Below are 24761 nucleotides of genomic sequence, written 5' to 3'. Positions count from 1 at the left end.
CAGTCGCGGTAGAAGACAGCTTTTAGAGTTTTTAAATAAAATCAAATTAATAGAATAAAACAGCGGTGTACTCCACAAGAGCATACCGCTGTTTCCCTGTCTATAAGCCATCAGGCTTCCAGCAGTTATACAATACCTGCCGTCGCCATAAGTGCAATTACCAGTCCACCAATAAAAGCCGGAATCATGGTACCTAAAATAATATGTTTGTAGCTTTCTTTTAAGCTGCATCCGCAGATGGACATGGTAAGGATTGCAACCGAGGAGTTGGGCAGTTTATTTAAGATCAGGGCGGATTCTGTTACAATGCGGTGGAGAGCAGCAACATTTACTCCCATATCAACAAATGCTTTTCCAAAGCTCTCCATAAAGATGGTTTCTCCTGAGATTGCGGAACCGGTAAGTCCGGTAAGTACCGTTGTGCCAAAAAATGCTTTCAGATATGCGGGCATATTCATGGCAAGCACTGCCTGCTGAAGCTGCTGGAATGCAGGGGAAGCGCCAAGAACCTTGGAAAGTCCCATAACAGCAGCAACCGTAAGCATGGAGTTTAAACCGGAGCTGCTTCCAGTCTTGATGGAGGTTTTCATGTTCTTAATCCGTTTTAACTGAGTGCAGATAATTAACAGGATACCAATTACCAGAGAGAACATAATACTTGGGGAAGTTCCCCAGCCTGAGGTAGCAACGACACAGCCTAAAACCAGAACAAAAGGAAGAACGGAAATGAAGATTCCGGGAAGCTCTTCTTCAGAGACAGACGTCTGCTGTGTCTTATACATGGCCAGAAGCTGTTCCGGAGTATTATTTTTCATACTCTGCTTTTGTGCGTAATTAAAATATAAGAAATAAGAAACGGCAAGGATCGCAGTAAATACAAAGGAAAGCAGGGGCGCTGATCCGAGGGAGGTATTTAAATATTTGCTTGGCAGTACATTGCAGATATCTAAGGAATAGGCAAATCCGTTGGCAGAGGCACCGCCGCCTAAAAGAAGGAAGGGAAGCACCCGCCGGTCCATTTTATTTTCATATAAAAGGTTATCGGCAATGGGATAAAGGACAAATACCATAATATAACCGTTGATACCAAGCAGAGTGATGAAAAAGGTACAGATCAGGATTACAAGACCTACCATTTTTGTTCCAAGCTTCTTTGTCAGTGTCTGGGCGATTTTTGTTGCAAGACCTGTTTCTAAAACCAGCTGGCCAAAGACTCCGCCAAGTCCCAGGATCAGAAACCAGGAGGCCACAAAGCCGCCGGCACCGCCGGAAAATGTGGTCAGAAACCCTTCCTTAAGATCCAGTCCGCTGGTGACCAGAATAATAGCTGCTGTGACCACCGTCGCTGTTATCATATCGATGCCTTTGATAATCATTACGACTAAAAGTGCAATGGCAATAATAAGACCAATCGTAGCTAACATAATGTTCCCTCCAATATTTAAATAGTCTGTCAGTCATGAAAACTCTGGATTAAGCTTTCTCTTTTGCACCGGACTGCCACTGCGCCGTCATTTTGTCAAGCGGAATCGCTGTCAGCCCTGTTTCCCTGGAATAGGAATAGATTACAAATCCACGTTTACAGCGGAAGACGCATTCCAGGCATGGGTCTTCATCGCAGTAGGCAAAGGCATCGGTGTCTGCCAGGGAAAAAACAAGAGGAGGACGCTTTGCCCTGGGTATATATTTTAAATAACCTCCGGTAAATGTTTTTAAATACATCCATTCCGGCATATATTCCGGTTTTAGAGCTTCCCAGAATACCTCCACGGCGTTGTCATTGTAGCCGCCGGTGATTCGATAGCTAAAGTGTATCTTTTCTTTTACCAGATCCGGTGATTCCGGTATTAAATGGACCGCTTTTGAACCACAGCATACGATTTCCATTTCACTGAGGGTTGGTGTGCCGGTGGCGGGAAACAGTCCGCCACACGTTTCGCATCGGTAAAAGGATACCTCCGGACACTGGTTTGCAGGAGGTTTTCTTGTATCACGGCATCTTCTTGGTCCGAATGTTTGTTGAGTCATAGCCAGTCACCCCTTCATCCGTTTTAACAGCTCTTCCCGCAGCATATATTTTTTTACCTTTCCGCTTCCTGTATGGGGGATCCGGTCAATTAATTCCAGACGTTCCGGCCAGAAGCGTTTGGATATGCGCTGCTCCTTTAAATATTCGATCACATCAGACAGGGATAAGCTTTCAAAACCCTCTGCGGGAACCACAAAAGCGCAGATCCGTTCCCCCAGACGTTCGTCAGGCATACCGATGACCGTATGATCCAGAATGCCGGGACAGCCCTCTAAATTGTCGTTGATTTCATTGGAATTTAAATTTTCTCCGCCCCGGACGATCATATCTTTCTTTCGTCCGATAATCCGGATGTTCCCATCCTCATCCATAACGCAGAGATCTCCGCTGTGAAACCAGCCGTCATCGTCAAGAACTTCATCTGTAATCCCGCGGTTTTTTAAATATCCCACAAATACATTGGGGCCTCTTGACAGTTCTTCTCCGGCAGTTCCAAAAGGAACGTCCGCACCGTTTTCGTCCACCACCCGGATTTCAATTCCCGCAAGCGGTTTTCCCGAAGTGGTTCCGTTCAGTTTTAAAGCATCACCGGGTCTGACGAAAACATGAGGAACGCTTTCCGTAGAGCCATACACCTCGCATAGAAGAATTCCGTAATCCCAGGCCTTCTGTACCATATAGCCCGGAACAGGAGCGCCACCGCATAAATAGAATTTAAGAGAGGGGATGGCACCTCCGTTGGTCTCTAAATCCCTTAAAATATCATAGATAAAAGGAGTGGCGCCCATGGAATAGGTACAGGCCTCCCGGTTCATTAAGTCAATGGCCTCCCGGCAGCAGTATTTCTGCTGCAAAACTACCTTTGCACCGGTAAGCATGGGAGCGATAATACCATGATGAAAGCCTGTTGCATGGTTTAGGGGAGCAGGCATAAACATGATATCTTCCATTGTAAGTCCCAGCTCCCGGTTAAAGGTTTCCTCACTGTAACGGATGTTGTCGTGAGTTAAAATCACGCCCTTGGAGCCGCAGGTAGTGCCGGATGTTCCAAGAATGGCGGCAATATCCTGCCCTGTCTGCTTAAAACAATCCTCTTTCCTTAACGGCTTATAGTCATGAAGAATTTCCTTCCAGGTATAGCAGCTGCTTTTTTTCTCCCTCATCTGATCCAGCAAAACCACTGCGCGAAGGCTGTTAATATGGGGCAGTGCCGATAGAATCAGCTCCTCATAATCGGTTTTGTGAAAGTAAGTGGGAGCGAAGTAAGCCTTCGACTGCGTTAAATTCAAACAGCGGACCAGTTCCTTTTCCTCGTATGACATGGCAATCGGGTGGGCGGCGGCACCTGCCTTAAAGCAGGCGATGGTGATCACTGCGAATTCGCTCCAGATGGGGATCTGATAGGAAACCACATCACCGGGGCCGATTCCCTGGGAACGGAGAAAGGCCGCCACTTTGGAAGCGGCCTCATCCATCTGCCTGTATGTATACCGGTTTCCACGGTCATCAACGACATATTCCCGGTCCGGATATTTTTTAACTGACTCATGAAAGCAGTCCGTAAGTGTCCGGTCCGACCAGTATCCGTTACTCAAATACTGAAGTTTTAAATCAGGATTTATTTTTATTTCTTCAAGCATAACCCTTCTCCTTGGAAATGAAGAGCAGAGGTATGATCCGGTTATCCCTGCTGCCTCGCCTTCAGCTCTTTGACCAGAGCAGGAACCACTTCAAATAAATCGCCCACGATGCAATAGTCCGCAACCTCGAAAATCGGAGCGGTTTCATCTTTGTTAATGGCAATGATGGTTCCTGATTCACTCATTCCGGCTACATGCTGCACTGCTCCTGAAATACCGCAGGCAAAATAAATTTTCGGGGAAACGGTTGCACCCGTCTGCCCAACCTGCTTGGTCTGCGGCATCCAGCCTGCATCAACCGCAGCGCGGGAGCAGCCTACCGTACCGTTAAGCACATCGGCCAGCTCCTTTAACAGGACAAAGTTTTCGGCAGATTTCATTCCGCGGCCGCCGGAAACGATGATTTCAGCTTCATCAAGACGGATGTCATTGTCATCACAGGCTTTGATAAAGTCAATTACCTTCGTCCGTATTTCTTCGTCCGGGGTCCGGATTTCCCTGCGGATCACAACCGGTTCGTTATCCGGATTTTTTTCCGGTTTCTTAAATGCACCCGGTCTGCAGGTGCCCATCTGGGGTCTGGTTTCACTGCAAAGAATCTGTGCATATAAATTGCCGCCGAAAGCAGGCCGCTCCCAGACAACATTGCCGGTTTCCTCATCAACGCTGAGGGCGGTACAGTCTGCAGTCAGACCGGTGCGCAGGCTTACGGCGATTTTGGATCCCAAGTCCCTGCCATTTACCGTCGCGCCAACTAAGATCGTATTGGGATGATACAGTTCACACAGTTTTAAAAATACATTTCCATAGGCATCGGCAGAGTAATCTTCATATTCCTCTCCCTCAACCACATAAATTTTATCCGCACCATATTCTCCGGCAGCTTTCACGGCTTCTTTCGTATCTTTTCCGATTACCACAGCGCAGAGATCCTGTTTTAAACCTTCTGCCAGCTTTCTGCCCTGGCCTAAAAGTTCCAGTCCCACACTTTTGGGCTGATCTTTAAAACATTCTACAAATACCCAAACATCCTTCCATGTCTCAAAACTCATTTTCTTCGGCCTCCTTTTACAGTATTTTCCCGTCGGCCAGCTTGCCGATCAGTGCGTTAGCAATTTCACCGGGAGTATTTCCCTCTATGGTCACGCCGCAGGCGGTCCGTTTTGGTGTGAAAGTGGCTTTTACCTTGGTGGGAGAGCCTTTGAGTCCCATTTTTGACACATCCGCATCTGGTAAGTCAGTCAGAGTGATCTCCGGAATCTCTGCTTTTAAAGAGGCGATTTTTCTCTTTATGGTCGCATATCTGGGTTTGTTGCTTTCCTTTGTTGCAGTACAAAGAATGGGAAAGTGTGCCTCAATCACTTCAATGCCTTCCTCCACCTGCCGTCTGGCAGTTACCTTATCCCCTTCTGCCTCTAAATCCAGAATATAAGTAAGCCTTGCAGCGCCAAGGTGTTCTGCGATACTGGGAGCCGTCTGTCCTGTATCACCGTCAATGGCCTGCTTTCCGCCAAGAATTACATCGAAGTCACCAAGCTTTTTAATGGCCTGTGACAGGATATAGCTGGTGGCATAGGTATCAGAACCGCCGAATGCACGGTCAGTCACCAGATAAGCCTCATCAGCTCCCATGGAAAGAGCCTCTCTTAACACAGCCTTTGCCTGAGGCGGTCCCATGGAGATAACGGTCACTTTTCCGCCGTAGCGGTCCTTTAAGGAAAGCCCTGTTTCTAAGGCATTTTTGTCAAATGGATTCATGATGCTTGGTACACCTGTACGAATCAGGGTGTTTTTTACCGGATCGATTTTAATCTCTGTTGTATCCGGAACCTGCTTGATGCAAACAACAATATTCATCCTGTTATGTCCTCCTATCTGTATTCCTTATCCAGAACGTTTGCAATGGTCATACGCTGGATCTGGTTGGCGCCTTCAAAGATCTGGAATACCTTGCAGTCTCTCATCAGCTTTTCTACCGGATATTCCTTGCTGTATCCGTATCCGCCGAAGATCTGCACTGCATTGGAGGTGACCTCCTGTGCACAGTCGGAGACAAAGGTTTTGCAGATGGAGCCTTCTTTCTGAACCATGATTCCCTGGTCCATCATGCGCATGGTGTTATTAACCAGGCATCTGGAGGCCTCAACCTTGATTGCCATATCCGCAAGCAGGGCCTGAACCATCTGAAACTTAATTAAAGGAGTTCCGAACTGTTTTCGTTCTTTGGCGTATTTTACGGATTCATCAAGGGCTCTCTGCATAATTCCCACTGCCAGAGTTGCCACAAATGCACGGGATAAGTTCAGCGCATTTAAAGCCAGCTTAAAGCCGGAGCCTTCCGGGCCAACCATAGCGGAAGCTTTTACCCGCACATTTTCGAAGATTAAGTCAGTGGTATTGGAAAGCCGAAGCCCCATTTTATTTTCATGAGCACCGACAGTAACGCCAGGTGTATCAGCATCGATAATAAAGGCGGAAATTCCCTTGTGTCCGGCAGCCGGGCTGGTTTTGAAAAATCCTACAAATACATCGGAGAGCGCTCCGTTTGTAATGAAGGTTTTTGTTCCGTTTAAGATGTATTCATCCCCATCTAAGACTGCGGTGGAACGCATGGCAGCCGGGTCAGAACCTGCATTTGGCTCGGTTAAGGCAAACCCTGCAAATGATCCGGGTCTGATTTTATCTGCAAAATACTGTCCCTGCTCCTTAGTTCCTGCAAGAATTACGTTTCTTAAGGCAACGAAGGTAGTTACAAAGGTAATGGCATAGCCTGCATCTACCTTTGCCAGCTCTTCAAATATCATGGCAGTGGTTTCATAGCTTAAGCCGGTTCCGCCGTATTCCTCCGGAATTTCCAGCATGTGAAGTCCCATATCAAAACCCCATTGAAAGAGTTCTCTCGGACACTCGCCCTTCTCATCTGCTTCTTTTACGTAAGGCTTGATTTCGTTTTCAGCCATCTCTTTTACGAGAGCAAGAAGCTCTTTTTGTTCTTCGGTGTATAGTAAACTCATGTCATCTCACCTTTCCATTCTATCGTGGTTATTTTTTCAGCTTTGTTTCCCCGGTGGCTGCGCCGGAGGCAAGAATCTCACCGATTTCACCCTGGCTGTATCCCAGGTGTTCCAGGATCTCAATCGTATGGGCACCCTGGGAGCCGCCAATCCGATATTCCGGTTCTCCGGCAGAACCAAAGTTTACCGGGTTTGTGGGAAGGTAGCGTTCACCGGATGGATATGGGATCTTTGCTATGATGTGATTGGCCCAGACCTGTTCATCTTCGTACATATCAAGAGGCTCATAGGCAGCCTCGCAGGCTAAGTCATTGGCTTTAAACATGCTCATTAAATCTTTTCTTGTGAGTTTGCCGATTGCTTCATCAAGAATATCAATGACCTCATGGTTTAAATGTCCGGCATTTACCTCGGCGCACCTCATGTAGCGGGAATTTCCCACCATGTCCGTTCTTCCTAACAGTGTCATGATCTTTTCATAGTCTCTGTCATACTCCGGACAGCAGATTACCACCCATTTCTGGTCGCTGGTGCGGTATACGTTATTAAATGGATTGGGAACTTCCTTCCTGCTTTTTGGATACTGGTTGCCGTACTGGGCGGAAATCACTCCAGTGCTCAGTGCGTAAACTGCAGCATGATGGAGGGAGACTGTGATTTTATCGCCTTTTCCTGATTTTTCCCGTGCATAAAGAGCAGCACAGATTCCCGATGCAAGGCCTAAGGAAACCTGGAAGTCGCCAAAGCCGTTGGTGGGGATCATGGGAGCATCGCCTTTGTTTACGGTAGTTCCAAATACACCGCCTCTGGCCATGTAGCAGGTAACATCAAATCCGGCAGAATCCTTCTCCGGACCGTTTTCCCCATAACCTAAGACCTGTGCAAAGACCAGCTTTGGAAAACGTTCACTTAACGTGTCATAGTCAAGTCCCAGCTTTGTTAAGGATTTGGTTCTGGTATTGGTGACAAAGACATCTGCTTCTCCAATCAGTTTGTATGCGATTTCCAGACCTTTTTTGGATTTTAAATCCAGGGTGATAAAGCGTTTGTTCATGTTGGCAACATCAAATGCCAGGTTTTCATCGTCTTCATAGGGCATATTAAATACTGCGCCCTGTGTTCTTGCAGGATCACCCTTGGCGGACTCGATCTTGATGCAGTCGGCGCCCCATTCCCCGAGAACGCGGACTGTGGTAGGGGCTGCAAGATATGTGGTTAAATCTACAACTTTTACTCCCTCTAAAGGTTTCATGCTGATCCTCCTTTACAAAAACCCGGGGTCATCAGGCCCATACGGAACCGATGACCCCAAGGTGAATTCCTGTTAGATGATGTATTCCATTTTTGCGCCATGCTTGATGGTATTTCTGGAAATGGTGATGCGCTGAACGGTAGGAGCGCCTTCTTCCAGCCACATTGCGCGGCAGTCACGGTAGAGGCGTTCTACAGGACCGTACTTGCAGTCTTCAAAGTATCCGACTCCGCCGAAGATCTCTAACATCTCGTCGCTGACCTTTCTGGTGGTATCAATGCTGTACAGCTTGCACATTGCTGCTTTCTCTTCAATGTACTCGCCGGTTGGATTCTCTTCATAGGATTTTGCAAAATCGTAAACCATACAGCGCAGTGCATGAACCATCATGGACATATCAGCAATTTTGCAGCGGATTGCCTGACGGGTTCCGATTGGTTTTCCGAAGGTTACACGGTCATTTGCATACTGTAAGGAAAGTTCCAGCATTCTCTGAGCCATACCTAAGTTGCTCGCTGCGATATGGGCACGGGATACAGATAAGGAATGCATGGCAATTTCAAGGCCCTGGCCTTCTTTTCCTAATAAATACTTCTTGTCAATCTTACAGTTTGTAAATTTCAGTTCCCCGTGTCCGGCTCCGCGGCAGCCCATCATATGAGGCATGTTGATTACTTCAAATCCGGGAGCATCCATCGGAACAAAGAATGCGGAAAGTCTGTCATCCTTTTTGGAATCAGGATTGGTAACTGCGATTACATAAGCGAATTCACAGCAGTCTGTATGGGAGATTAAAGTTTTCTCTCCGTTTAATACATAGGAATCGCCGTCTTTTACCGCCATGGTATGTAAATCGGCTCCGGTTCCGCCGGTTGCCTCAGTCAGTGCAAAACAGGTAAATACGGATTTATCCTGGAACTTGTTCATGTATTCGTCTTTCAGTTCCCTGCTGCCGTAATCATCAAGGATTCTCCAGTTTAAGTCCATTGCATAGTGGAGATGCATTCTCATTCCGCCCGGTCCTCTGGAGAATTCTTCCTGTACCTGTAAGATCTCAAGCTCGGACAGACCGTAGCCGCCGTATTCAACCGGAAGAGCGCAGCGGTATAAATCATTTTTTATTGACAGATCGTAAAATTCTTTCGGGAATTTATTGGTAACCTCGACTTCCTTCTGGATCTCTTCTAACGGTCCTTCCGCCAGCTTTCGGATCTGCATTAAATAGGCCTGAAATTCTTCCTTGGATAATTTACTCATAGTTCCTTCCTCCTGGTATTAATAAATATTTTTTTAACAATCTTGCTGTTTTTATTATAAGCGTTGCATCTGTAAAAATCCAATCGGCTCTGTTCGGCCTTTTTTCCTTCATTGATAGCCGGTGCCTATGCATAAATTTTAAAGCTTTGGTTTATTTTGGTTGTCCGGACAGAAGCTGTATGGCATAATAAAAGGCAGAACAGGAAAAAAGGGGTATGGTTAGATGAAAGAGAAGCTGCTTGCGCCGATTCTTTCAGGGGAAGAGGTATTAATCCTTACAGATGAAGCGGAATTATACAGAAAAAAAGAGAATGAAGAAGAACTCAGAGATGCAGTGATACAAAACGTCCGTATGAGCGGGGAGGATATTTCACGCATGCAGTTTTCCGCTGTGATCTTTGAAAACTGTTTGTTTCAGGATTGTTCCTTTGAAAAAGGGGAATTTACCGATGTTATTTTCCGCTCCTGTGATTTTTCCAACTGCGGTCTGGAGGACTGCTATTTTAACCGGACGGAATTCAGCTTTTCCAAAGGAGTGGGCACCCGGTTTTGCGGCAGTACCATGCTGCATACCAGAATTTCCGACTGTAATTTCCGCTATGCCAATTTTGACGGATCGAAGATGGAGCATATTCATTTCTCGGGCTCGCAGCTGGATGGGGGATTTCTAACCCAGTGCCGCATGAAGGAAATTTTGTGGACGCAGGTGAATCTGGATAATGCCAGCTTCTTTAAGACCATGCTGAAGGGAATGGATTTTACCAGCTGCACCATACACGGAATTGTGCTGTCTGATGAGTGCAGAGAATTAAAGGGGGCAGTTGTGGATTTGTTCCAGGCGGCTGAACTGGCAAGGTATTTAGGGGTGGTTGTAAAAAGCGAATGACGTGATCATTTTTATATCTGTAACAAATATGAGGTATTTTTTTTCGGAAACCTGTGCTAGAATGGAAACGATACGGCGGGTAAACGAGTGTTGAAAAGGAGGCGGGTTATTTTATGATGGAACCCTCAAAGACTGCATAGCACGGGTTATGCAGTGAAACTATAAGTAATTGTACAGCCTTTGCTATTCCGGACAGAAAATATGTTTGGGAGGCAGCGATGCGCTATCAGAAGGCCAATGAAATTCTGCCAGAAGAGCTGGTGGAACTGATTCAGAATTATATTGACGGGGAGTATGTCTATATCCCCAGAAAACAGGAAAACAAAAGAACCTGGGGTGAAGGGACCGGAGCCAGAGAAGAGCGGAAACGCCGGGACCGTTCCATTTACAAAGATTATGTATCCGGATTTTGTGTAAGGATTCTGGCAGAGCGTTATTACCTGTCAGAGAAGAGTATTCAAAGGATCGTACTCCAGGAAAAGAAAAAGGATACAGGCGGTGTGTCATAACAATGATGCGCTGCCTTTTTTTTATTTCATAAACGAAAGTGAGGTGGGAAGGCGGCACGGTTCATAGTAGAGTTATCCGTAAAGACAACAACATGGAGGAAGATATGAATCGTAATTTACGGAAGCTGTGGCTGATTGTTCCCGACCAGCTGCCCGCTGTCATAAGAAGGTGCCCAAAATGCAAAGAAAAAACGGAATTTCAAAACAGCGGAAAATTCAGGGTGAACGCCAATGGAAAACTGCTTGATGTATGGCTGATTTACCGCTGCAGTCATTGTGATACTTCCTGGAATATGACCATTATTGAGCGGGCAAATAAAGAGAACATAAATAAAACGGAGTATGAAGGATTTTTAAGCAACAGCCCCCGGCTGGCAGCCGGCTATGGAAGTGACAGGGAACTGTTTATAAAAAACAAAGCGGAAATTGCGGAAATAAAAACCGGGTATCATATTCTTGAGACAGGAACAGTCGAACCGGTTGATGAGACTGCATATATGGAGATACAGATAAAAAATCCGTCCGGGCTTAAGCTGAGGGCAGATGCACTGCTTGCAGGAGAGCTTAAAGTATCCAGGAGCCAGATTAAAAAATGGTTTGATGGGGGTCTGGTGATATCCGGACAGGAGGTTCTTTCGCCGGGGGCAAAAGTGGTGGATGGGATGTTCATTCAGATAAAAAAGGAGGAAGCCATCAGGCAGGAATTGCTTGACGTTTGAATCATGCTGATTTATTCTTATAATGTAATAAAGTATAAGAACAAGGGTGATGAAAAATATGATAAAAACAGTTGCATCCGTAGGTTTGCCTGTAGGAGAAAGCTGGAACATATATAAAAACAGATTAGAGCCTGAGACAGTGACCGGTAAAGAAAAGCGGATCAGTATTGTCACCGGAGTTCATGGGGACGAGCTGGAAGGCCAGTTTGTATGTTATGAAATTAACCGCATTCTTAGGGAAAACAGGGAGTTTTTAAAAGGAATTGTGGATATTTATCCGGCGCTTAACCCACTTGGAATTGATTCGATTACCAGAGGCCTGCCCGGGTATGACATTGATATGAACCGTATATTTCCAGGTGATGAGGAGGGAGCTGTTTCGGAACACATAGCTTCTGAGATCATGTCTGATATTTCCGGTTCTGATTTTTGTGTGGATTTACATGCCAGTAACATCTTTTTAAGAGAGATACCACAGGTCCGTATGAGTGAGGCCTATGCAGAGAAGCTCATTGGATATGCAAAGCTGATGAATGTGGATCTGGTCTGGGTTTATGAGAATGCCGTAGTGCTGGATTCCACCCTGTCCCATGGTTTAAACAGCATTGGAGTTCCTACCTTTGTGGTTGAAATGGGAGTGGGAATGCGGATCACAAAAAGCTATGGAAAGCAGCTGACAGAAGGGCTTCTCTGCCTGATGAAGGAGCTGGGAATCTGGACCGGTGAAACCATCGTCCCCAAAGAGCCCATGATTTCCTTTAACCGGGATCTTGGACTTCTGCATGCGGAAAGTCCGGGTATATTTATGCCTCTGGTGGAGCATCTTGGTACGGTAAGGGAGAACCAGCCCATTGGACAGATATTAAATCCACTGACCGGAACGATTCTGGAAGAAGTGGTTTCCCCCATAGACGGACTGGTATTTACTCTCAGGGAATATCCGGTGGTATCGGCAGGATCACTGCTTGCGCGGGTGCTGGGAGGGGAACAGGTATGAGGAAAGAGACCATTTTCACACTGAAGAATCTTTACAGGGACGATATGAATCTGTATGGCTATCATTTCGGCAAAGGGGAAAAGTCGGCGTGTATTGTAGGTGCATGCAGAGGCAATGAGGTACAGCAGCTCTATATCTGTTCCCAGTTAATCAGACAGCTAAAGGAACTGGAAGAGCGGGGAGCCATAATTAAAGGAAACGAGATTATGGTCATCCCTACTGTGAATACAGCTTCCTTTAATGTTGGAAAACGGTTCTGGCCGACGGACGATTCGGACATCAACCGTATGTATCCCGGTGACGGAAGCGGAGAAACCACCAAACGAATTGCGGCGGGGATTTTTGATGCAGTGAAAGAATACAGCTATGGAATCCAGTTTACCAGCTTTTATATACCCGGCAATTTCGTACCCCATGTGCGTATGATGGATACCGGATATCAGAATCCAAGTCTGGCTAATCTCTTTGGACTTCCCTATGTGGTGGTCCGGGATGCCAAGCCATTTGATAAGGCGACACTGAATTATAACTGGCAGTTAAAGAATACCAGTGCATTCTCCATCTATACCAGCGGAACGGATCAGATTGACGAACCCTCTGCCCGTATGGCGGTAGCTTCTGTACTGCGGTTTTTAACCCGTATGGGAATGGTGCGCTACACCAGTCACAGCGGCTATATTGCCACGGTTCTTCATGAAAGCGATTTATCCAGTGTAAGGACAGACTGTGCCGGTATTTACCGCCCCCACGTAAAGCCGGGCGAGGAAGTGAGCAGGGGGGAGATTCTGGCAGATATCCTGGACCCTTATGAGGGAGAGATTATAAGCCAGATTCTTGCACCCACAGAAGGAATCGTATTTTTTTCCCATTCCCAGCCATTCGTTACCGAAGGGGGTATTATCTTTAAAATTATACGGCGGCTTCATGAATAATGTGCCGTAACGCATGGAAAGGAGAGCGGACATGCAGTATGCTGCTCTGGAGCGGATGCTCATTAATTCAATTAAGGAAGTACAGATGAAACTGGGATATGAAAAGGAAGCCATTCGTTTTTATTATCCGGAAAAAGCACTGCTTAGAATCCTCAAAGCAGGGGATTCGGAAGACGAAATAAAAACAGCACTGAAGGAATTTAAGGCGTATGTAAAAGACCGGCTGGGAGAAATTAAAATTACCAGAAGCCAGGAGCGGTTCTGTTTTCTGATTCCTCCAAAAGGCGTACAATACGTCAGTGAACAGATAGAAGAAAACGGATTTTTGAGAGAATTTATTGAGACGATTGAAAAGCCTGGTGTACAGCTGGAAGACATTAAAAACGTGTTTTCCAGGTATTCAGACGGTGACTATGTCTGTGAAAGCTGTGACGGGGAAGAATGTGATTTCATTCTGTATTTTAAAGATTCCGCCATTGATTCTTACCGATATTTTATTAAATTCCATGAAAACCATGGGACATACCACAGATTTCTGTCAGAAGACGTGAAAGATATGGGATTATAAAACCACAGGAGAAGTAAACCATGCATAAGAAAACATTGATTACGGTTTTATTCACAGGACTTATGATGGCAGGTTTGGCCAGCTTTCCGGCAAAGGCTGACACTGCTTTGACAAACGGGGGAATTCCTCTGGTAGAGCCTCTTGTTATAAATACTGTTAACGGTCCGGGAGCCGGAATGAACGGACCTGCTTCAGCCGGTCCGTCTGCTGCAGCGGATCAGGTAGTGTCATATGCAAAACAATTTTTAGGAAATCCCTACCGGTACGGAGGGACAAGCCTGACAGAAGGAGCGGACTGCTCCGGTTTTGTACAGAGCGTTTATAAAAATTTCGGAATTAATCTTCCAAGAACCTCACAGGATCAGGCAGCAGCAGGAGTGGATGCAGGCGGTATTGAAAATGCCAGACCAGGAGACCTTATTACATATACAGGACACATCGGGATTTATATCGGCAATGGCCAGCTGATTCATGCCAGCGGTCCGGAAGATGGTATTAAGATATCCAATGTGGATTTCCAGCCGGTTCAGTCGGTGAGAAGAATTTTAAACCAGTAGAGAAAAAACGTATTGAGGATAACAGCCTCATACGTTTTTTTTTGCTTAAAGAGCAGAAAGCAGGTACATGGTAAAGGTACCCGCGGCCAGAAGCGTACCTTCCGAGGAAGTGACCTCCACTCTGTTTACCACAGAACGGCTTCCCTTATGAATGGCATTGGACTCTACAAATATCAGACCGGAGCTGATTCCCTTTAAAAAATCGATGTTTCCATGCTGTGTGACATTGGCGTACTCGTAAGCATAAGCAGCCATACCCGATGTGATGTCACAGAGTGTAAAGATAAAGCCTCCATGGAGATTTCCATACAGATTCAGTGCACTTTCTGTAATGTCTATGGAAATTTTTGAGTGTCCGGGCCATACTTCTAAAAGACTTGCATTCTCCACGCCGCTTAAAGGGAGGATGTGACGCCTGATTCCTTCCATAATTTCTTCCCGCATTTGGTCTTCCTCCTTCTTAAACTGGGAATGTTGTTCGTACTTTCTGCAATATATCATACTTTTCCGGCAGGATACAAGCAGTAAATAAACATATGGTTAAAAACTATCAATCAGCTTTTACACATAGGATTGATCGATTGGATGTTATTTCATACATGACTTATAATATGACTATATTGTTAAAAAAACGACATAGATCGACTTTTGGGATGAAAGAGACACTGGGTCGTCATAATGAAGAGGAGGATGGTATCATGAGCACCGGAAAAGCAGTTTATAGAAATCAATCCAGTGCGGTAGACTGGAAAACGGTAATTGTATTTGTTTCCATTGCATTCAGTTCCCAGTGCGGGGGAGGATTTGCCGCCGGTTCCACACCCTGGTCCTATTTTTTTATGAATACGGGGTTTTACGGAATGCTTCCTAAAGTAACACAGTCTTATTTCTGTCTGTTTATGCCGCTTGTGGTAGCGGCAATCAACTGCTTCATCATCTATTTCTTTATGAAATTTGCAATGGATTTCAAGGCCTTTGACTATGGGGAGTTTCTGAAAAAATACGGTTCCCGCTTCTTTGGAGGCAGGCTTGCAAAACCAATGCAGATTGTGTACGAGTTTAATTTTAACTGGCTGTTGATCGTTTGCATGGCTCTTGCCTATTCCTCTTCCGGATCTGCGCTGGCAGAACTGTCCGGAATGCCTTATCTGCTTACAACCTTTGCCGTTGGTATCATCATGTTTCTCCTCTGCATGAAGGGGGCAGGTCTGGTCAGGAAAAACGCGGTTTTCATGAGTGCAGTTATTTTTGTTACTTTACTGGCAATTCATGTTCCCAATCTTTTCTATAACTTGAACGGCGGCAGATTGACAAGAGAACTGGGAGTGATGGGAGATTCCTTAAATAAGTCAATCGCATCAGGAGCCGGAAGCTTTTTGAGCTATCTTCTGACTGCCCTTTGCTGGGCTTATATATTTTCCGGTCAGAATCTTGGCGGCTTTGGGGCTTATGTAAATCATGCACAGATTTTTAAGAATAAAAGCACTCTGCGCTGGGCAGTGGTTCTTTCTGTCATTTTAAACTGGATTTTTCTTGAGATGACAGTGGTCAATTTAGCTTCCAATTATTCAGAAGTGCTGGAAGGCTGGAAAGCAGGAAAAGCGGTGTATACCATTTTGGTGGTGAAAAACGGCTTTGGCGGTGAGCAGATGAAAGCGGTTTTACTGACGCTCATTACCATTTCCATATTTTTTGCCACAATTTCCACAGCCATCAATTACGCCCAGGGCTTTAATGACCGCGTGCTCAACTGGTATCAGAAAAAAACAGGAGAAGACCCGGAAACTGCTAATTTAAAGAGAAACAAAAGAGGGGCTTTACTTACATTGTTCTATATTATATTGACCTGGGGGGTATCACAGGTCGGGCTTACCAGCCTTGTTTCCAAAGGGCTTACGCTGGTATCCTATATTAATTTATTTACACTCATCATTCCCACTGTGATCAATGTACTGATTGGATGGAGGGATGGAGAATACTCAAAAGAATAAAGAAGAAGGGGCAATATGATGGAAAAAGAGAACAGGAAAACATTGAAACAAAAGAGTTCAATCGGTGGAAAAATTAAAAATACAATGAAAAACAAGTCAATTAAGAGAAGGCTTCTTTTTGGAATCATCGGTATGGCAGTTTCCATATCAGCCATCTACGGATTGATGAACGGCATGATGTTTTACCGGGATGCCAAGGCTAATATAAAGCTTCGTCTGACGGAATGTGCCACTGCCTATAGTCAGTCAGTGGAAAATTACATTAATCTCTACAGAGCGAGAATTGAATTTATTGCACAGAATCCGGAGATTACAGATCCATCCTTAAGTTCGGATCAGAGAACCCAGTTACTGGCCCGGATTGCAAAAGACAACGGATTTGCAACACTTTCCATTGCAGGTGCCGACGGGAAAACCAGCGACGGAGGGGATGCAAGCGAACGGGAGTATTTTAAGCAGTCCATTGGAGGAAATACATATATTTCATCAACAATTGTGAGCAAAGTAACCGGCAAAACCGTACTGGTTGTATCTGCGAAGGTAAAGAGCGGAAATTATAACGGAATCGTCATTGCAACTCTGGATTCTGATACCTTCAGCACAATGATTGATGGTGTAGCGGTCGGCAAATCCGGTTACGGATTTATTATTGATAAAGAGGGAAAAATTATCGCCCACAAAAACAGAGACCGGGTGAAAGATCAGACAAACTACATTGAAATGGCAAAAACAGATAAGAACTACCAGGGAACATCCGATGAGATGAAAGATATGATAGCAGGAAAGACAGGAATCCAGACCGTGAATTTCAAAGGAGTAAATATGACCACAGGCTATACTCCAATAAAGGGCACAGACGGCTGGTCCATCGGTGTGGTGACAAAGGAATCAGAGATGATGTCAAGCTTTCGCTCCTCCATTTTTAATACCATGGTGATCACTCTGATTATGGTCATCCTGTCATTTGTCATTGCCTTCCGTATTGCAAAACCCATCGTTGAACCTGTTTTAAATCTGGTTAACAGGATCCGGCTTCTGGAAGAAGGAGATCTTCATTCTCCAGTTCCCCAGTTCAATACAGGCAATGAACTTGAGACACTTTCCAAATCATTTACAGGTACAGTTTTCACATTAAACAGCTATATTAATGAAATTTCGGTCATACTCTCCAGTCTGGAAAAAGGGGACTGTACGGTCAGCGTAAACCAGGATTACAAGGGAGATTTTGTCCAGATAAAGGATTCCTTAAGAGGAATTATTCTTAATCTGAATTCGGTTTTAGGAAATATCCGTGTATCTTCTGATCAGGTGGCGGAAGGCTCAAGGCAGATATCCGGCGCTTCCCAGTCCCTTGCAACAGGGGCTGCTGAGCAGGCGGCTACTGTGGAAGAATTAAATGCTTCTATTTCAAATGTATCCGGTCAGGCAGAGGAAAATGCTAAACGGGTTGAGAATGCGGCCAGATTTGTAAAGGAAGCTGTATCAGGGGTCAGAGAAGGAAATGAATGTATGGGTCAGCTGGACCGCTCCATGAAAGAGATCGGTGCGGCGTCAGAGAAGATCAAAAATATTACAAAGGTAATTGAGGATATTGCATTTCAAACCAACATCCTGGCTTTAAACGCTGCCGTGGAATCAGCTCGGGCAGGAGAAGCAGGTAAGGGATTTGCAGTAGTGGCTGATGAAGTACGTAATTTAGCGGCAAAATCCGCAGAGGCTGCCAAGCAGACCGCAGATTTGATCGGTTATTCCGTTACTACGATTTCAGAGGGAGGAAAACTGGCTGACCAGTCTGCGGAAATTCTAAAGGTGGTGGAAGAAAAAGCAGGTCTGATAGACGACATTATTCAGGAAATCGCCCTGGCATCAAAAGAGCAGGTGCAGGAAATGGAGGAAATTAACCAGGGATTATCCCAGGTGTCTACAGTTGTGCAGAATAACGCCGCTACAGCCGAGGAAAGCTCTGCATCCAGTGAGGAACTGGATTCTCTTGCCCAGTCACTCAAACAGGCGGTGGAGACTTTTAAACTGAGAGAAATTTAGGGTTTTTGTATCTTTTTATCCATTCTGCACCCCCTTTCCGCTGATGCGGTCCAGAAAAATATTTTCATAAACAAAAAGAAGTACTGTCACGACGCTGGCAACAGTCGGAGACAGTACTTTTTTTAAGTCATAATTTGTCCCACTTTTCATATATTGAGGTAAGAGGAGGGATGAGAGTGGAGAGAAAAGACGAGCTGATCAATCTGTTTTCCAGAAACATAAGAGAAATCTTAAACCAGGTGGCCTTAAGTTTTGACGAAGTCCAGGAAATAAGGCTCCGTGTGGCCGCCCCTCTTATGCTGGTGTACAAAAACGAAGAGTATTATTTAACCGGATCCGGGGATATCAGCAAGAAACTGGAAGATGCATATATTGTCTCAAAAAACGAATTGAAGGAAACCATGGAGTACATGAGCAATTACTCTTTGTATGCTTTTGAAGAAGAACTTAAGCAGGGCTTCCTTACTGTACAGGGAGGCCACAGGATTGGAATCGCAGGCAAGACAATTCTTGATGAGTCCGGAATAAAAACCATGAAATACATATCATTTATTAATATCCGTCTGTCCCATCAGGTGAAAGGATGCGCTTCCCCCATACTGCCTTTTGTTTATAAAAATCACAGTGAGGTATGCCATACACTCATTATTTCCCCGCCCAGATGCGGAAAAACCACACTTTTAAGAGATTTAATCCGGCAGATATCTGATGGTTCAGGAGAATTTAAAGGCATGAATGTTGGGGTGGTGGATGAACGGTCCGAGATCGGGGCCTGTTACCAGGGAGCACCTCAGAATGATTTGGGAATCCGCACCGATATCTTAGACTGCTGTCCCAAGGCAAAGGGAATGATGATGTTAATCCGCACCATGTCCCCCAGAGTAATCGCAGTGGATGAGGTGGGCAGCAGAGAGGACTTAGATGCCATAGAGTATGTGATGAACTGCGGATGCAAACTGATTGCGACGGTACACGGCAGCTCCATAGAGGATTTAAGGCAGAAGCCGGTACTTCGGACCCTTTTGGAAGAGCGGATTTTTGAACGGTATATTGTCTTAAACAACTTCAGTAAAATCGGAAACATTGACCAGATCTTTGATTCCAGGGGAACGCAGATGTATAAGGCAGATAAAATTGTGACCGGAGTCCGGCCGGACAGGCAGGAGAGCAGGGCTTATGGATAATACATGGTTGAGAGTGACAGGGGCAGCCCTTGTAATACTATCCTGCTCCGGTCTTGGTTTTTATATGGCGGCTCAATGGAATGAGCACTTAAAAACTGTTGAGCATTTAAGAAAAATGATTTTTCTTTTAAAAGGAGAAATCGTCTACGCCAATTCTCCCCTGGCGGAAGCCTTTGAACGGACAGGCAGGAAAGCAGGGGGGCAGATGGGGGATTTGTTTTTAAAGGTATCACAACGTTTAATGGGACAAAGAGGAGAAAGCTTTTACGGTATCTGGCAGGAGGAAATCGACGGGCTTTCCAAAGAGGTGTGCCTTTCCGGTGAGGATAAGCAGAATTTAAAGGGGCTGGGTGAGCATCTGGGATATTTAGATACCGGAATGCAGGAGAGGACAATCCTTCTTTATCTGGAGCAGCTGGATCTGACAATCGGTTATTTAAGAAATCATAAGCAGGAAAAAAGCAGGCTTTATACAAGCCTTGGCATCATGGGCGGTTTATTCCTGAGCATAGTCATGTATTAAGGAGGATAGCATGGGAGTCAATTTGATATTTAAAATTGCAGCAGTTGGAATCCTGGTTTCCGTCATCTGCCAGGTATTAAAGCACAGCGGACGGGAAGAACAGGCATTCTTAACAAGCCTGGCAGGGCTCATCCTTGTGCTGTTCTGGCTGGTACCTTACATCTATCAGCTGTTTGAATCCATTAAAAATCTGTTTGCATTGTAGGTGAGAATATGACAGTTGTATCCATAGCTGTTGTGGGGATTGTGGCAGTGCTTCTGGCGGTTTCCTTAAAAGGAATGAAGGGGGAATACGGAACCTTTCTGGTCCTTGCGGCAGGGTTTTTTATCTTTTTTTATGGAGTGGGGAAGCTTAGCACAATCCTTGATACTATGAAAGAAATCCAGTCCTATATAAAAATCAACAGCGTGTATCTGGCCACTCTGGTAAAAATGATCGGAATTACCTACATAGCAGAGTTTGCATCCGGAATCTGCAAAGATGCGGGCTACGGTGCAGTAGGAACCCAGATTGAAATTTTTGGAAAGCTTTCCGTGCTGGCAGTCAGTATGCCAATTCTTCTGGCACTGATTGAAACACTTCAGGTATTTTTATCATGACAGGAGGAAGGACCATGAAAAGGAGGTTTTTATTTCTTCTTAGTATTCTGTGTTTTCTTCTCCCCTGCAGCCTTTCCTGGGGAGCTGAGGTTCCGGCCGGAGAACAGGAAACAGAGGTTACCCAGGGGCTTGATCTTGGCCAGTATGATTTGACAGACATTCAGAAATTTCTGGATCAGAGGAATGGAAAACAGGGGCTTGATCTTTCCTTTCAGGATTTAATGAAAAGTCTTATGGATGGTAAGCTGAATGAAGTCTTAAGCCAGACTGGAAGCGCATTGAAGAAAATGCTGATGGGCGAAATAGAAACCAGCGGGCATATGATGGGGCAGATTATTGTGCTGGGCATCATTGGGGCAGTTTTTTCTAACTTTTCCAGCGTCTTTACAGGCAGCCAGATTTCAGAAACGGGATTTTTTGTTACCTATTTATTATTGTTTACATATCTGGCGGCCAGTTTTTTTACCAGCATCACCATTGTCAGCGATGTGGTGGGACAGATACTTGGATTTATGAGAGTGCTGATGCCTGCGTATTTTCTTGCGGCAGCATTTGCAGGAAGCAGTGCAACGGCAGTGGCCTCCTATGAGTTTACCCTGGTCATTCTGTCCGCAGCCCAGTGGCTCTTAGGGTCTGTTCTATTGGCAGTGATCCGGGTGTACGCTCTTTTGGTCATGGCAGGGCATATCGCAAAAGAAGACATGCTCTCAAAGCTGACAGAGCTGTTGGAGCAGGTGGTTTCCTGGAGTTTAAAGACTTTAGTCGGAGTGGTTCTCGGCTTTCAGATGATCCAGTCCATGGTGCTGCCTTATGTGGACTCGTTAAAGACAGGGGCGTTTCAGAAACTGGTGGGTGCGATCCCCGGAATCGGCCAGGGGGTCAGTTCTGTAGCACAAATGGTATTAGGTTCCGGTGTACTGATTAAGAATACAATTGGAGCTGCCGGTATCCTGATTCTTCTGATTCTCACCATTGTTCCCATTATAAAGCTTGTTATTTTAATGCTATTTTATCAATGTGTGGCAGCCCTTTTGCAGCCGGTATGCGATAAACGAATTATTTCCTGTATTTCCGATATGGCAAAAGGACATAAAATGCTTTTGTCAGTTGCTGTATCCGGAATGATTTTATTTATCGTTACCATTGCGCTTGTGTGTGCTTCTACCAATGTAACCTATTATTCAGGGTGAGTGGCATGGATCAATTATTTGAGTGGATCAGAAATATTACTTATTATCTGATTTTTATAACAGTGGCAGAAAATCTGCTGCCAAATAAAAAATATGAAAAATACATCAAATTTTTCGCCGGCATGGTTCTCATTCTCCTTGTGTTAAAGCCGGTTACAGGAGGCTTAAGACTGGATGACAGACTGGCTTATTCTTTTGAAGCCATCAGCCTGAAAAAAGAAGCAGGTGAATTAACAGGGAAAGTTTCAAAGATGGAGGAAACAAGGCTGGAACGCATGATTTCCGGCTACGAGAAAGCGGTGGGAACTGATTTGGAGACAATGGCTGAGACGGCAGGTTTTTCCTGTAAAAAAACCAGTGCAAAAATTAACAGCGACCAGTCCAGTGACCGTTTTGGCCATGTGGTAAAGGTTTCTCTTGTACTTGCATCAGGAAAAGAAGAGATGGAGGCAGAGGAAGCAGCTTCTGTTGGCAGCAAAATTGATCCTGTTAAGAAGGTTGAAGATGTAAAAAATATTAAAATAACAGTAAAAGAATCGGATCAGAGTGGCGAAAAAATACCGGAAGACGGAAAAAAAGAAGAGCAGAAAGAAAATTCCAGTCTTTCTGGTCTTAGAAGGAGGATTGCGGAATATTATGGTTTGGAAGAACAGGATATTGAAATTCAAATGGAAGATGGGTAAGGATAAATGGCTGATCCTGCTGGCGGTTGGAATGATAATCCTGATCCTTACATTTCCGTCCGGTCCGGGAATTGCAAGTAAAGTGGAAAAAACTGCACAGAAAGAAGATAAGAAGCAGACCACTTTACAGCAGGGGATTGTAACACAGCCTGCAGACGGTGATGCTGCCGCTTCCGTTTCGGCGCAGCGGTCCTATGAAGAAGAGATGGAAGCCAGGGTGAAGAAAATATTAAAAACCGTGGATGGAGTCGGTCAGGTGGATGTGCTGATTGTATTAAAATCTTCTGAGGAAAAGGTATTAAGAGTGGATAAAGACAATTCCAGTTCTTCTACCGAAGAAAATGATACATCCGGAGGATCGAGAAAAATTACAAGCGCGGAATTAAAGGAGAGTACCATTCTTACCGGCCAGGGGGAGAATACAGCTCCAATTGTGGAGAAAGAAATACGTCCGGAAATAGAAGGAATTATCATCAGTGCCCAGGGCGGAGGCAGTCCTACGGTAAAAGCTGAAATTTCCAGTGCCATGGAAGCATTATTTAACCTGCCCCCACATAAAATAAAAGTATTAAAGAGGGTGGAATAAAAAGGAGTGTCAGGTATGAAAAGTTGGAAAACAAGCAATGAACCCAATGTCCCGAAAACCCCAAAGAAAATGGATATGAAGAAACTGTTTCGAAGAAACCAGATAATCATTACAACTCTGGCAGTCATGATCGCTGCCGCCGGATATTTAAATTATGCCGGAAAGCAGGAAGCAGCCTCCGGAACCGATGTTTATGAAGCAGGAGCGACTGACATTTCCGAAGATGACATTTTAGCAGAGAACCAGGCATTAAATGGCAGTGATTCCAGCAAGGATATCGCCAGTCTGGATCAGGATGCCGAAGATATTGACAAACTGGCAGCAGCCGAATCTGCGGGCAGCGCGGATAATGCAGCAGCCGGAGATACAAAGGTAGCGGCAGAGAACCAGACAGCAGAAAGCCTTGCGGCTGGCGAGACCCAGGCAGCAGCAGGTGAGACCCAGGCAGCAGCAAACCTTGCAGCTGGTGAGACTCAGGCAGCTGATACTGGTCTTGATAATCCCGGAGAAGCTGTTTTAACCAGCGGAATGAACGTAGCAGATTACATATCCAGCGTGCAGTTAAACAGAGAACAGGTAAGGGCAAGAAACAAAGAAACCCTGATGAATTTAATCAACAATCCGAACATTGAAGAGGCCGCAAAACAGCAGGCCATTCAGCAGATGATTGATATGACAGCAATTGCCGAAAAGGAAAATGCCGCAGAGACCCTTCTCCTTGCCAAAGGCTTTGCCAATCCGGTTGTCAGCATCTCAAACGGAAAAGTTGATGTAGTCATCAATGCAGCCAGCATTACAGATCCCCAGCGTGCCCAGATCGAAGATATCGTAAAGAGAAAAACAGAAGTTGGAGCAGAGAGCATTGTTATTACTCTGATGAAACTGGAGGAGTAAAAAGCCTTTGCAAACAGTTGACAATTTTGCTATAATGATTTCAGAACCCAGAAATACTAAACAGGAGGGAATCGAAGTGGCAGAATTGGAAAACAGAAATACTCACAAAGTATATGAAAAAGATAAAATCGGTGAAGTACAGATCGCAGATGATGTTGTAGCTATCATCGCAGGTCTTGCTGCAACGGAAGTAGACGGAGTGGATTCCATGGCAGGCAATATCACCAACGAACTGGTGGCGAAGCTGGGCATGAAAAACTTATCCAAAGGTGTCAAGGTGGAACTGACAGAGGAACACGTTTCCGTAGATTTGTCCTTAAACATAAAATATGGTTACAGTATCCCTTCCGTCAGTGAAAAAGTTCAGGAAAAGGTGCAGAATGCCATTGAGAATATGACTGGTCTTTCTGTTCTTGATGTGAACATCCGGATTGCCGGAGTAGCACTGGAGGAAAACAAATAAATTCATATTTTGCAGCGGGGAGAACCGGTCATCCGGTCCGTCCCCGCTGTTTTTTTGTATCTCGGTACAATAAAACCACCGGCTATGCCGGTGTGTCCCCAACTAGCTTTAGCTTCAAGCAAAAAACCTCCTATGTTATAATAGTTGTGGGTTTGCCAACCACAAAAATCACATAGGAGGTATCCAAAATGGATATGAATAGTTTAGCTCCTGTCTATTATACTCATCTGACGCGGCGGACTAA

General features: G+C 45.1%; 27 protein-coding genes. 18 read left to right on the top strand and 9 right to left on the bottom strand.

The genetic code is table 11. The features are described 5' to 3' along the window. Positions 1-125 precede the first annotated feature (125 nt). The 8 genes from DS742_RS01895 to DS742_RS01860 all read right to left on the bottom strand — a co-directional run bounded on the left by DS742_RS01895 (position 126) and on the right by DS742_RS01860 (position 9192). Entirely contained in the window at positions 126-1424 is a 1299-nt protein-coding gene (locus DS742_RS01895; RefSeq protein WP_117415348.1) for a GntP family permease, read from the bottom strand. Between the two features lie 49 nt (positions 1425-1473). Beyond that, entirely contained in the window at positions 1474-2028 is a 555-nt protein-coding gene (locus DS742_RS01890) for a hypothetical protein (RefSeq protein ID WP_117415347.1), read from the bottom strand. A gap of 6 nt (positions 2029-2034) precedes the next feature. After that, positions 2035-3669, bottom strand: coding sequence for a medium-chain fatty-acid--CoA ligase (gene fadK / locus DS742_RS01885; RefSeq protein ID WP_117415346.1), 1635 nt, complete (start codon positions 3667-3669; stop codon positions 2035-2037). A gap of 41 nt (positions 3670-3710) precedes the next feature. After that, on the bottom strand, positions 3711-4721 hold the full coding sequence (locus tag DS742_RS01880) for an electron transfer flavoprotein subunit alpha/FixB family protein (protein ID WP_117415345.1): 1011 nt from the start codon (positions 4719-4721) through the stop codon (positions 3711-3713). A 16-nt stretch (positions 4722-4737) separates the two neighbouring features. Then, positions 4738-5526: an electron transfer flavoprotein subunit beta/FixA family protein gene (locus DS742_RS01875; RefSeq protein ID WP_117415344.1), complete on the bottom strand. Its 789-nt coding sequence runs from the start codon at positions 5524-5526 to the stop codon at positions 4738-4740. 14 nt (positions 5527-5540) lie between these two features. Then, positions 5541-6683 (bottom strand): acyl-CoA dehydrogenase family protein, encoded by a 1143-nt coding sequence (locus DS742_RS01870; protein ID WP_117415343.1) that lies wholly within the window; start codon positions 6681-6683, stop codon positions 5541-5543. Positions 6684-6711: 28 nt separating this feature from the next. Beyond that, on the bottom strand, positions 6712-7935 hold the full coding sequence (locus DS742_RS01865; RefSeq protein ID WP_117415342.1) for a CaiB/BaiF CoA transferase family protein: 1224 nt from the start codon (positions 7933-7935) through the stop codon (positions 6712-6714). 72 nt (positions 7936-8007) lie between these two features. Beyond that, positions 8008-9192, bottom strand: a complete 1185-nt coding sequence (locus DS742_RS01860; protein ID WP_117415341.1) for an acyl-CoA dehydrogenase family protein — start codon at positions 9190-9192, stop codon at positions 8008-8010. Positions 9193-9415: 223 nt separating this feature from the next. Here DS742_RS01860 and DS742_RS01855 point away from each other — a divergent pair, with 223 nt between their 5' ends. The 7 genes from DS742_RS01855 to DS742_RS01825 all read left to right on the top strand — a co-directional run bounded on the left by DS742_RS01855 (position 9416) and on the right by DS742_RS01825 (position 14360). Next, on the top strand, positions 9416-10078 hold the full coding sequence (locus DS742_RS01855; RefSeq protein ID WP_117415340.1) for a pentapeptide repeat-containing protein: 663 nt from the start codon (positions 9416-9418) through the stop codon (positions 10076-10078). A 218-nt stretch (positions 10079-10296) separates the two neighbouring features. Next, positions 10297-10587, top strand: coding sequence for a CD3324 family protein (locus tag DS742_RS01850; RefSeq protein WP_117415339.1), 291 nt, complete (start codon positions 10297-10299; stop codon positions 10585-10587). 104 nt (positions 10588-10691) lie between these two features. Further along, the gene (locus DS742_RS01845) at positions 10692-11306 is read left to right on the top strand and encodes a DUF1062 domain-containing protein (protein WP_170313337.1); all 615 of its coding nucleotides are present in this window, start codon (positions 10692-10694) and stop codon (positions 11304-11306) included. A gap of 58 nt (positions 11307-11364) precedes the next feature. Beyond that, the gene (locus tag DS742_RS01840; protein WP_117415337.1) at positions 11365-12303 is read left to right on the top strand and encodes a M14 family metallopeptidase; all 939 of its coding nucleotides are present in this window, start codon (positions 11365-11367) and stop codon (positions 12301-12303) included. Further along, positions 12300-13235, top strand: a complete 936-nt coding sequence (locus tag DS742_RS01835) for a M14 family metallopeptidase (protein ID WP_117415336.1) — start codon at positions 12300-12302, stop codon at positions 13233-13235. Before DS742_RS01840 ends, DS742_RS01835 begins: the two co-directional genes overlap by 4 nt. 31 nt (positions 13236-13266) lie before the next feature. Then, on the top strand, positions 13267-13803 hold the full coding sequence (locus DS742_RS01830) for a DUF3877 family protein (protein WP_170313336.1): 537 nt from the start codon (positions 13267-13269) through the stop codon (positions 13801-13803). A gap of 20 nt (positions 13804-13823) precedes the next feature. Further along, positions 13824-14360 (top strand): C40 family peptidase, encoded by a 537-nt coding sequence (locus DS742_RS01825; protein ID WP_117415334.1) that lies wholly within the window; start codon positions 13824-13826, stop codon positions 14358-14360. Between the two features lie 45 nt (positions 14361-14405). On the opposite strand, the gene DS742_RS01820 is transcribed toward DS742_RS01825, so the two are convergent. Next, positions 14406-14804: a PaaI family thioesterase gene (locus DS742_RS01820; RefSeq protein WP_117415333.1), complete on the bottom strand. Its 399-nt coding sequence runs from the start codon at positions 14802-14804 to the stop codon at positions 14406-14408. 254 nt (positions 14805-15058) lie between these two features. On the opposite strand from DS742_RS01820, the gene DS742_RS29350 reads away from it, so the two are divergent. The 11 genes from DS742_RS29350 (at position 15059) to DS742_RS01765 (ending at position 24517) form a co-directional block, all read left to right on the top strand. Then, a complete protein-coding gene (locus DS742_RS29350) occupies positions 15059-16351 on the top strand; it encodes a hypothetical protein (RefSeq protein WP_242996359.1) in 1293 nt (430 codons plus the stop codon). 15 nt (positions 16352-16366) lie between these two features. Continuing rightward, the gene (locus tag DS742_RS01810; protein ID WP_117415332.1) at positions 16367-18394 is read left to right on the top strand and encodes a methyl-accepting chemotaxis protein; all 2028 of its coding nucleotides are present in this window, start codon (positions 16367-16369) and stop codon (positions 18392-18394) included. A 176-nt stretch (positions 18395-18570) separates the two neighbouring features. Continuing rightward, entirely contained in the window at positions 18571-19578 is a 1008-nt protein-coding gene (gene spoIIIAA, locus DS742_RS01805) for a stage III sporulation protein AA (protein ID WP_170313335.1), read from the top strand. Next, positions 19571-20101 (top strand): stage III sporulation protein AB, encoded by a 531-nt coding sequence (locus DS742_RS01800; protein WP_117415330.1) that lies wholly within the window; start codon positions 19571-19573, stop codon positions 20099-20101. The genes spoIIIAA and DS742_RS01800 overlap by 8 nt, the downstream gene beginning before the upstream one ends. A 10-nt stretch (positions 20102-20111) precedes the next feature. Then, on the top strand, positions 20112-20306 hold the full coding sequence (gene spoIIIAC, locus DS742_RS01795) for a stage III sporulation protein AC (RefSeq protein ID WP_013273849.1): 195 nt from the start codon (positions 20112-20114) through the stop codon (positions 20304-20306). Positions 20307-20314: 8 nt separating this feature from the next. Further along, positions 20315-20701 carry a stage III sporulation protein AD gene (gene spoIIIAD / locus DS742_RS01790; RefSeq protein ID WP_117415329.1) on the top strand — a complete coding sequence of 129 codons (387 nt, stop codon included), beginning with the start codon at positions 20315-20317 and terminating at the stop codon, positions 20699-20701. A gap of 14 nt (positions 20702-20715) precedes the next feature. Continuing rightward, positions 20716-21891: a stage III sporulation protein AE gene (locus tag DS742_RS01785; protein ID WP_117415328.1), complete on the top strand. Its 1176-nt coding sequence runs from the start codon at positions 20716-20718 to the stop codon at positions 21889-21891. A gap of 5 nt (positions 21892-21896) precedes the next feature. After that, a complete protein-coding gene (locus DS742_RS01780; RefSeq protein ID WP_242996358.1) occupies positions 21897-22574 on the top strand; it encodes a stage III sporulation protein AF in 678 nt (225 codons plus the stop codon). Continuing rightward, positions 22528-23160 (top strand): SpoIIIAG-related protein, encoded by a 633-nt coding sequence (locus DS742_RS01775; RefSeq protein ID WP_117415326.1) that lies wholly within the window; start codon positions 22528-22530, stop codon positions 23158-23160. The genes DS742_RS01780 and DS742_RS01775 overlap by 47 nt, the downstream gene beginning before the upstream one ends. Positions 23161-23175: 15 nt before the next feature. Continuing rightward, positions 23176-24054: a SpoIIIAH-like family protein gene (locus tag DS742_RS01770; RefSeq protein ID WP_242996357.1), complete on the top strand. Its 879-nt coding sequence runs from the start codon at positions 23176-23178 to the stop codon at positions 24052-24054. A 76-nt stretch (positions 24055-24130) separates the two neighbouring features. After that, on the top strand, positions 24131-24517 hold the full coding sequence (locus tag DS742_RS01765; RefSeq protein WP_097003041.1) for an Asp23/Gls24 family envelope stress response protein: 387 nt from the start codon (positions 24131-24133) through the stop codon (positions 24515-24517). Positions 24518-24761 lie beyond the last annotated feature (244 nt).

Origin of the sequence: Lacrimispora amygdalina (assembly GCF_003432035.1) — a bacterium.
GTDB lineage: Bacteria > Bacillota > Clostridia > Lachnospirales > Lachnospiraceae > Lacrimispora > Lacrimispora amygdalina.
This window is presented reverse-complemented; position numbering and strand designations above follow the sequence as displayed.

What these genes read in the sequence shown, in the direction of transcription:
- DS742_RS01875 (WP_117415344.1), bottom strand. Translation starts at nt 5,526, where the DNA reads ATGAATATTGTTGTTTGCATCAAGCAGGTTCCGGATACAACAGAGATT.
- DS742_RS01840 (WP_117415337.1), top strand. Translation starts at nt 11,365, where the DNA reads ATGATAAAAACAGTTGCATCCGTAGGTTTGCCTGTAGGAGAAAGCTGG.
- DS742_RS01810 (WP_117415332.1), top strand. Translation starts at nt 16,367, where the DNA reads ATGATGGAAAAAGAGAACAGGAAAACATTGAAACAAAAGAGTTCAATC.
- spoIIIAC (WP_013273849.1), top strand. Translation starts at nt 20,112, where the DNA reads ATGGGAGTCAATTTGATATTTAAAATTGCAGCAGTTGGAATCCTGGTT.
- spoIIIAD (WP_117415329.1), top strand. Translation starts at nt 20,315, where the DNA reads ATGACAGTTGTATCCATAGCTGTTGTGGGGATTGTGGCAGTGCTTCTG.
- DS742_RS01865 (WP_117415342.1), bottom strand. Translation starts at nt 7,935, where the DNA reads ATGAAACCTTTAGAGGGAGTAAAAGTTGTAGATTTAACCACATATCTT.
- DS742_RS01785 (WP_117415328.1), top strand. Translation starts at nt 20,716, where the DNA reads ATGAAAAGGAGGTTTTTATTTCTTCTTAGTATTCTGTGTTTTCTTCTC.
- DS742_RS01770 (WP_242996357.1), top strand. Translation starts at nt 23,176, where the DNA reads ATGAAAAGTTGGAAAACAAGCAATGAACCCAATGTCCCGAAAACCCCA.
- DS742_RS01835 (WP_117415336.1), top strand. Translation starts at nt 12,300, where the DNA reads ATGAGGAAAGAGACCATTTTCACACTGAAGAATCTTTACAGGGACGAT.
- DS742_RS01800 (WP_117415330.1), top strand. Translation starts at nt 19,571, where the DNA reads ATGGATAATACATGGTTGAGAGTGACAGGGGCAGCCCTTGTAATACTA.
- DS742_RS01780 (WP_242996358.1), top strand. Translation starts at nt 21,897, where the DNA reads ATGGATCAATTATTTGAGTGGATCAGAAATATTACTTATTATCTGATT.
- fadK (WP_117415346.1), bottom strand. Translation starts at nt 3,669, where the DNA reads ATGCTTGAAGAAATAAAAATAAATCCTGATTTAAAACTTCAGTATTTG.
- DS742_RS01890 (WP_117415347.1), bottom strand. Translation starts at nt 2,028, where the DNA reads ATGACTCAACAAACATTCGGACCAAGAAGATGCCGTGATACAAGAAAA.
- DS742_RS01775 (WP_117415326.1), top strand. Translation starts at nt 22,528, where the DNA reads ATGGTTTGGAAGAACAGGATATTGAAATTCAAATGGAAGATGGGTAAG.
- DS742_RS01895 (WP_117415348.1), bottom strand. Translation starts at nt 1,424, where the DNA reads ATGTTAGCTACGATTGGTCTTATTATTGCCATTGCACTTTTAGTCGTA.
- DS742_RS01860 (WP_117415341.1), bottom strand. Translation starts at nt 9,192, where the DNA reads ATGAGTAAATTATCCAAGGAAGAATTTCAGGCCTATTTAATGCAGATC.
- DS742_RS29350 (WP_242996359.1), top strand. Translation starts at nt 15,059, where the DNA reads ATGAGCACCGGAAAAGCAGTTTATAGAAATCAATCCAGTGCGGTAGAC.
- DS742_RS01850 (WP_117415339.1), top strand. Translation starts at nt 10,297, where the DNA reads ATGCGCTATCAGAAGGCCAATGAAATTCTGCCAGAAGAGCTGGTGGAA.
- DS742_RS01880 (WP_117415345.1), bottom strand. Translation starts at nt 4,721, where the DNA reads ATGAGTTTTGAGACATGGAAGGATGTTTGGGTATTTGTAGAATGTTTT.
- DS742_RS01845 (WP_170313337.1), top strand. Translation starts at nt 10,692, where the DNA reads ATGAATCGTAATTTACGGAAGCTGTGGCTGATTGTTCCCGACCAGCTG.
- DS742_RS01825 (WP_117415334.1), top strand. Translation starts at nt 13,824, where the DNA reads ATGCATAAGAAAACATTGATTACGGTTTTATTCACAGGACTTATGATG.
- DS742_RS01820 (WP_117415333.1), bottom strand. Translation starts at nt 14,804, where the DNA reads ATGCGGGAAGAAATTATGGAAGGAATCAGGCGTCACATCCTCCCTTTA.
- DS742_RS01855 (WP_117415340.1), top strand. Translation starts at nt 9,416, where the DNA reads ATGAAAGAGAAGCTGCTTGCGCCGATTCTTTCAGGGGAAGAGGTATTA.
- DS742_RS01870 (WP_117415343.1), bottom strand. Translation starts at nt 6,683, where the DNA reads ATGAGTTTACTATACACCGAAGAACAAAAAGAGCTTCTTGCTCTCGTA.
- DS742_RS01830 (WP_170313336.1), top strand. Translation starts at nt 13,267, where the DNA reads ATGCAGTATGCTGCTCTGGAGCGGATGCTCATTAATTCAATTAAGGAA.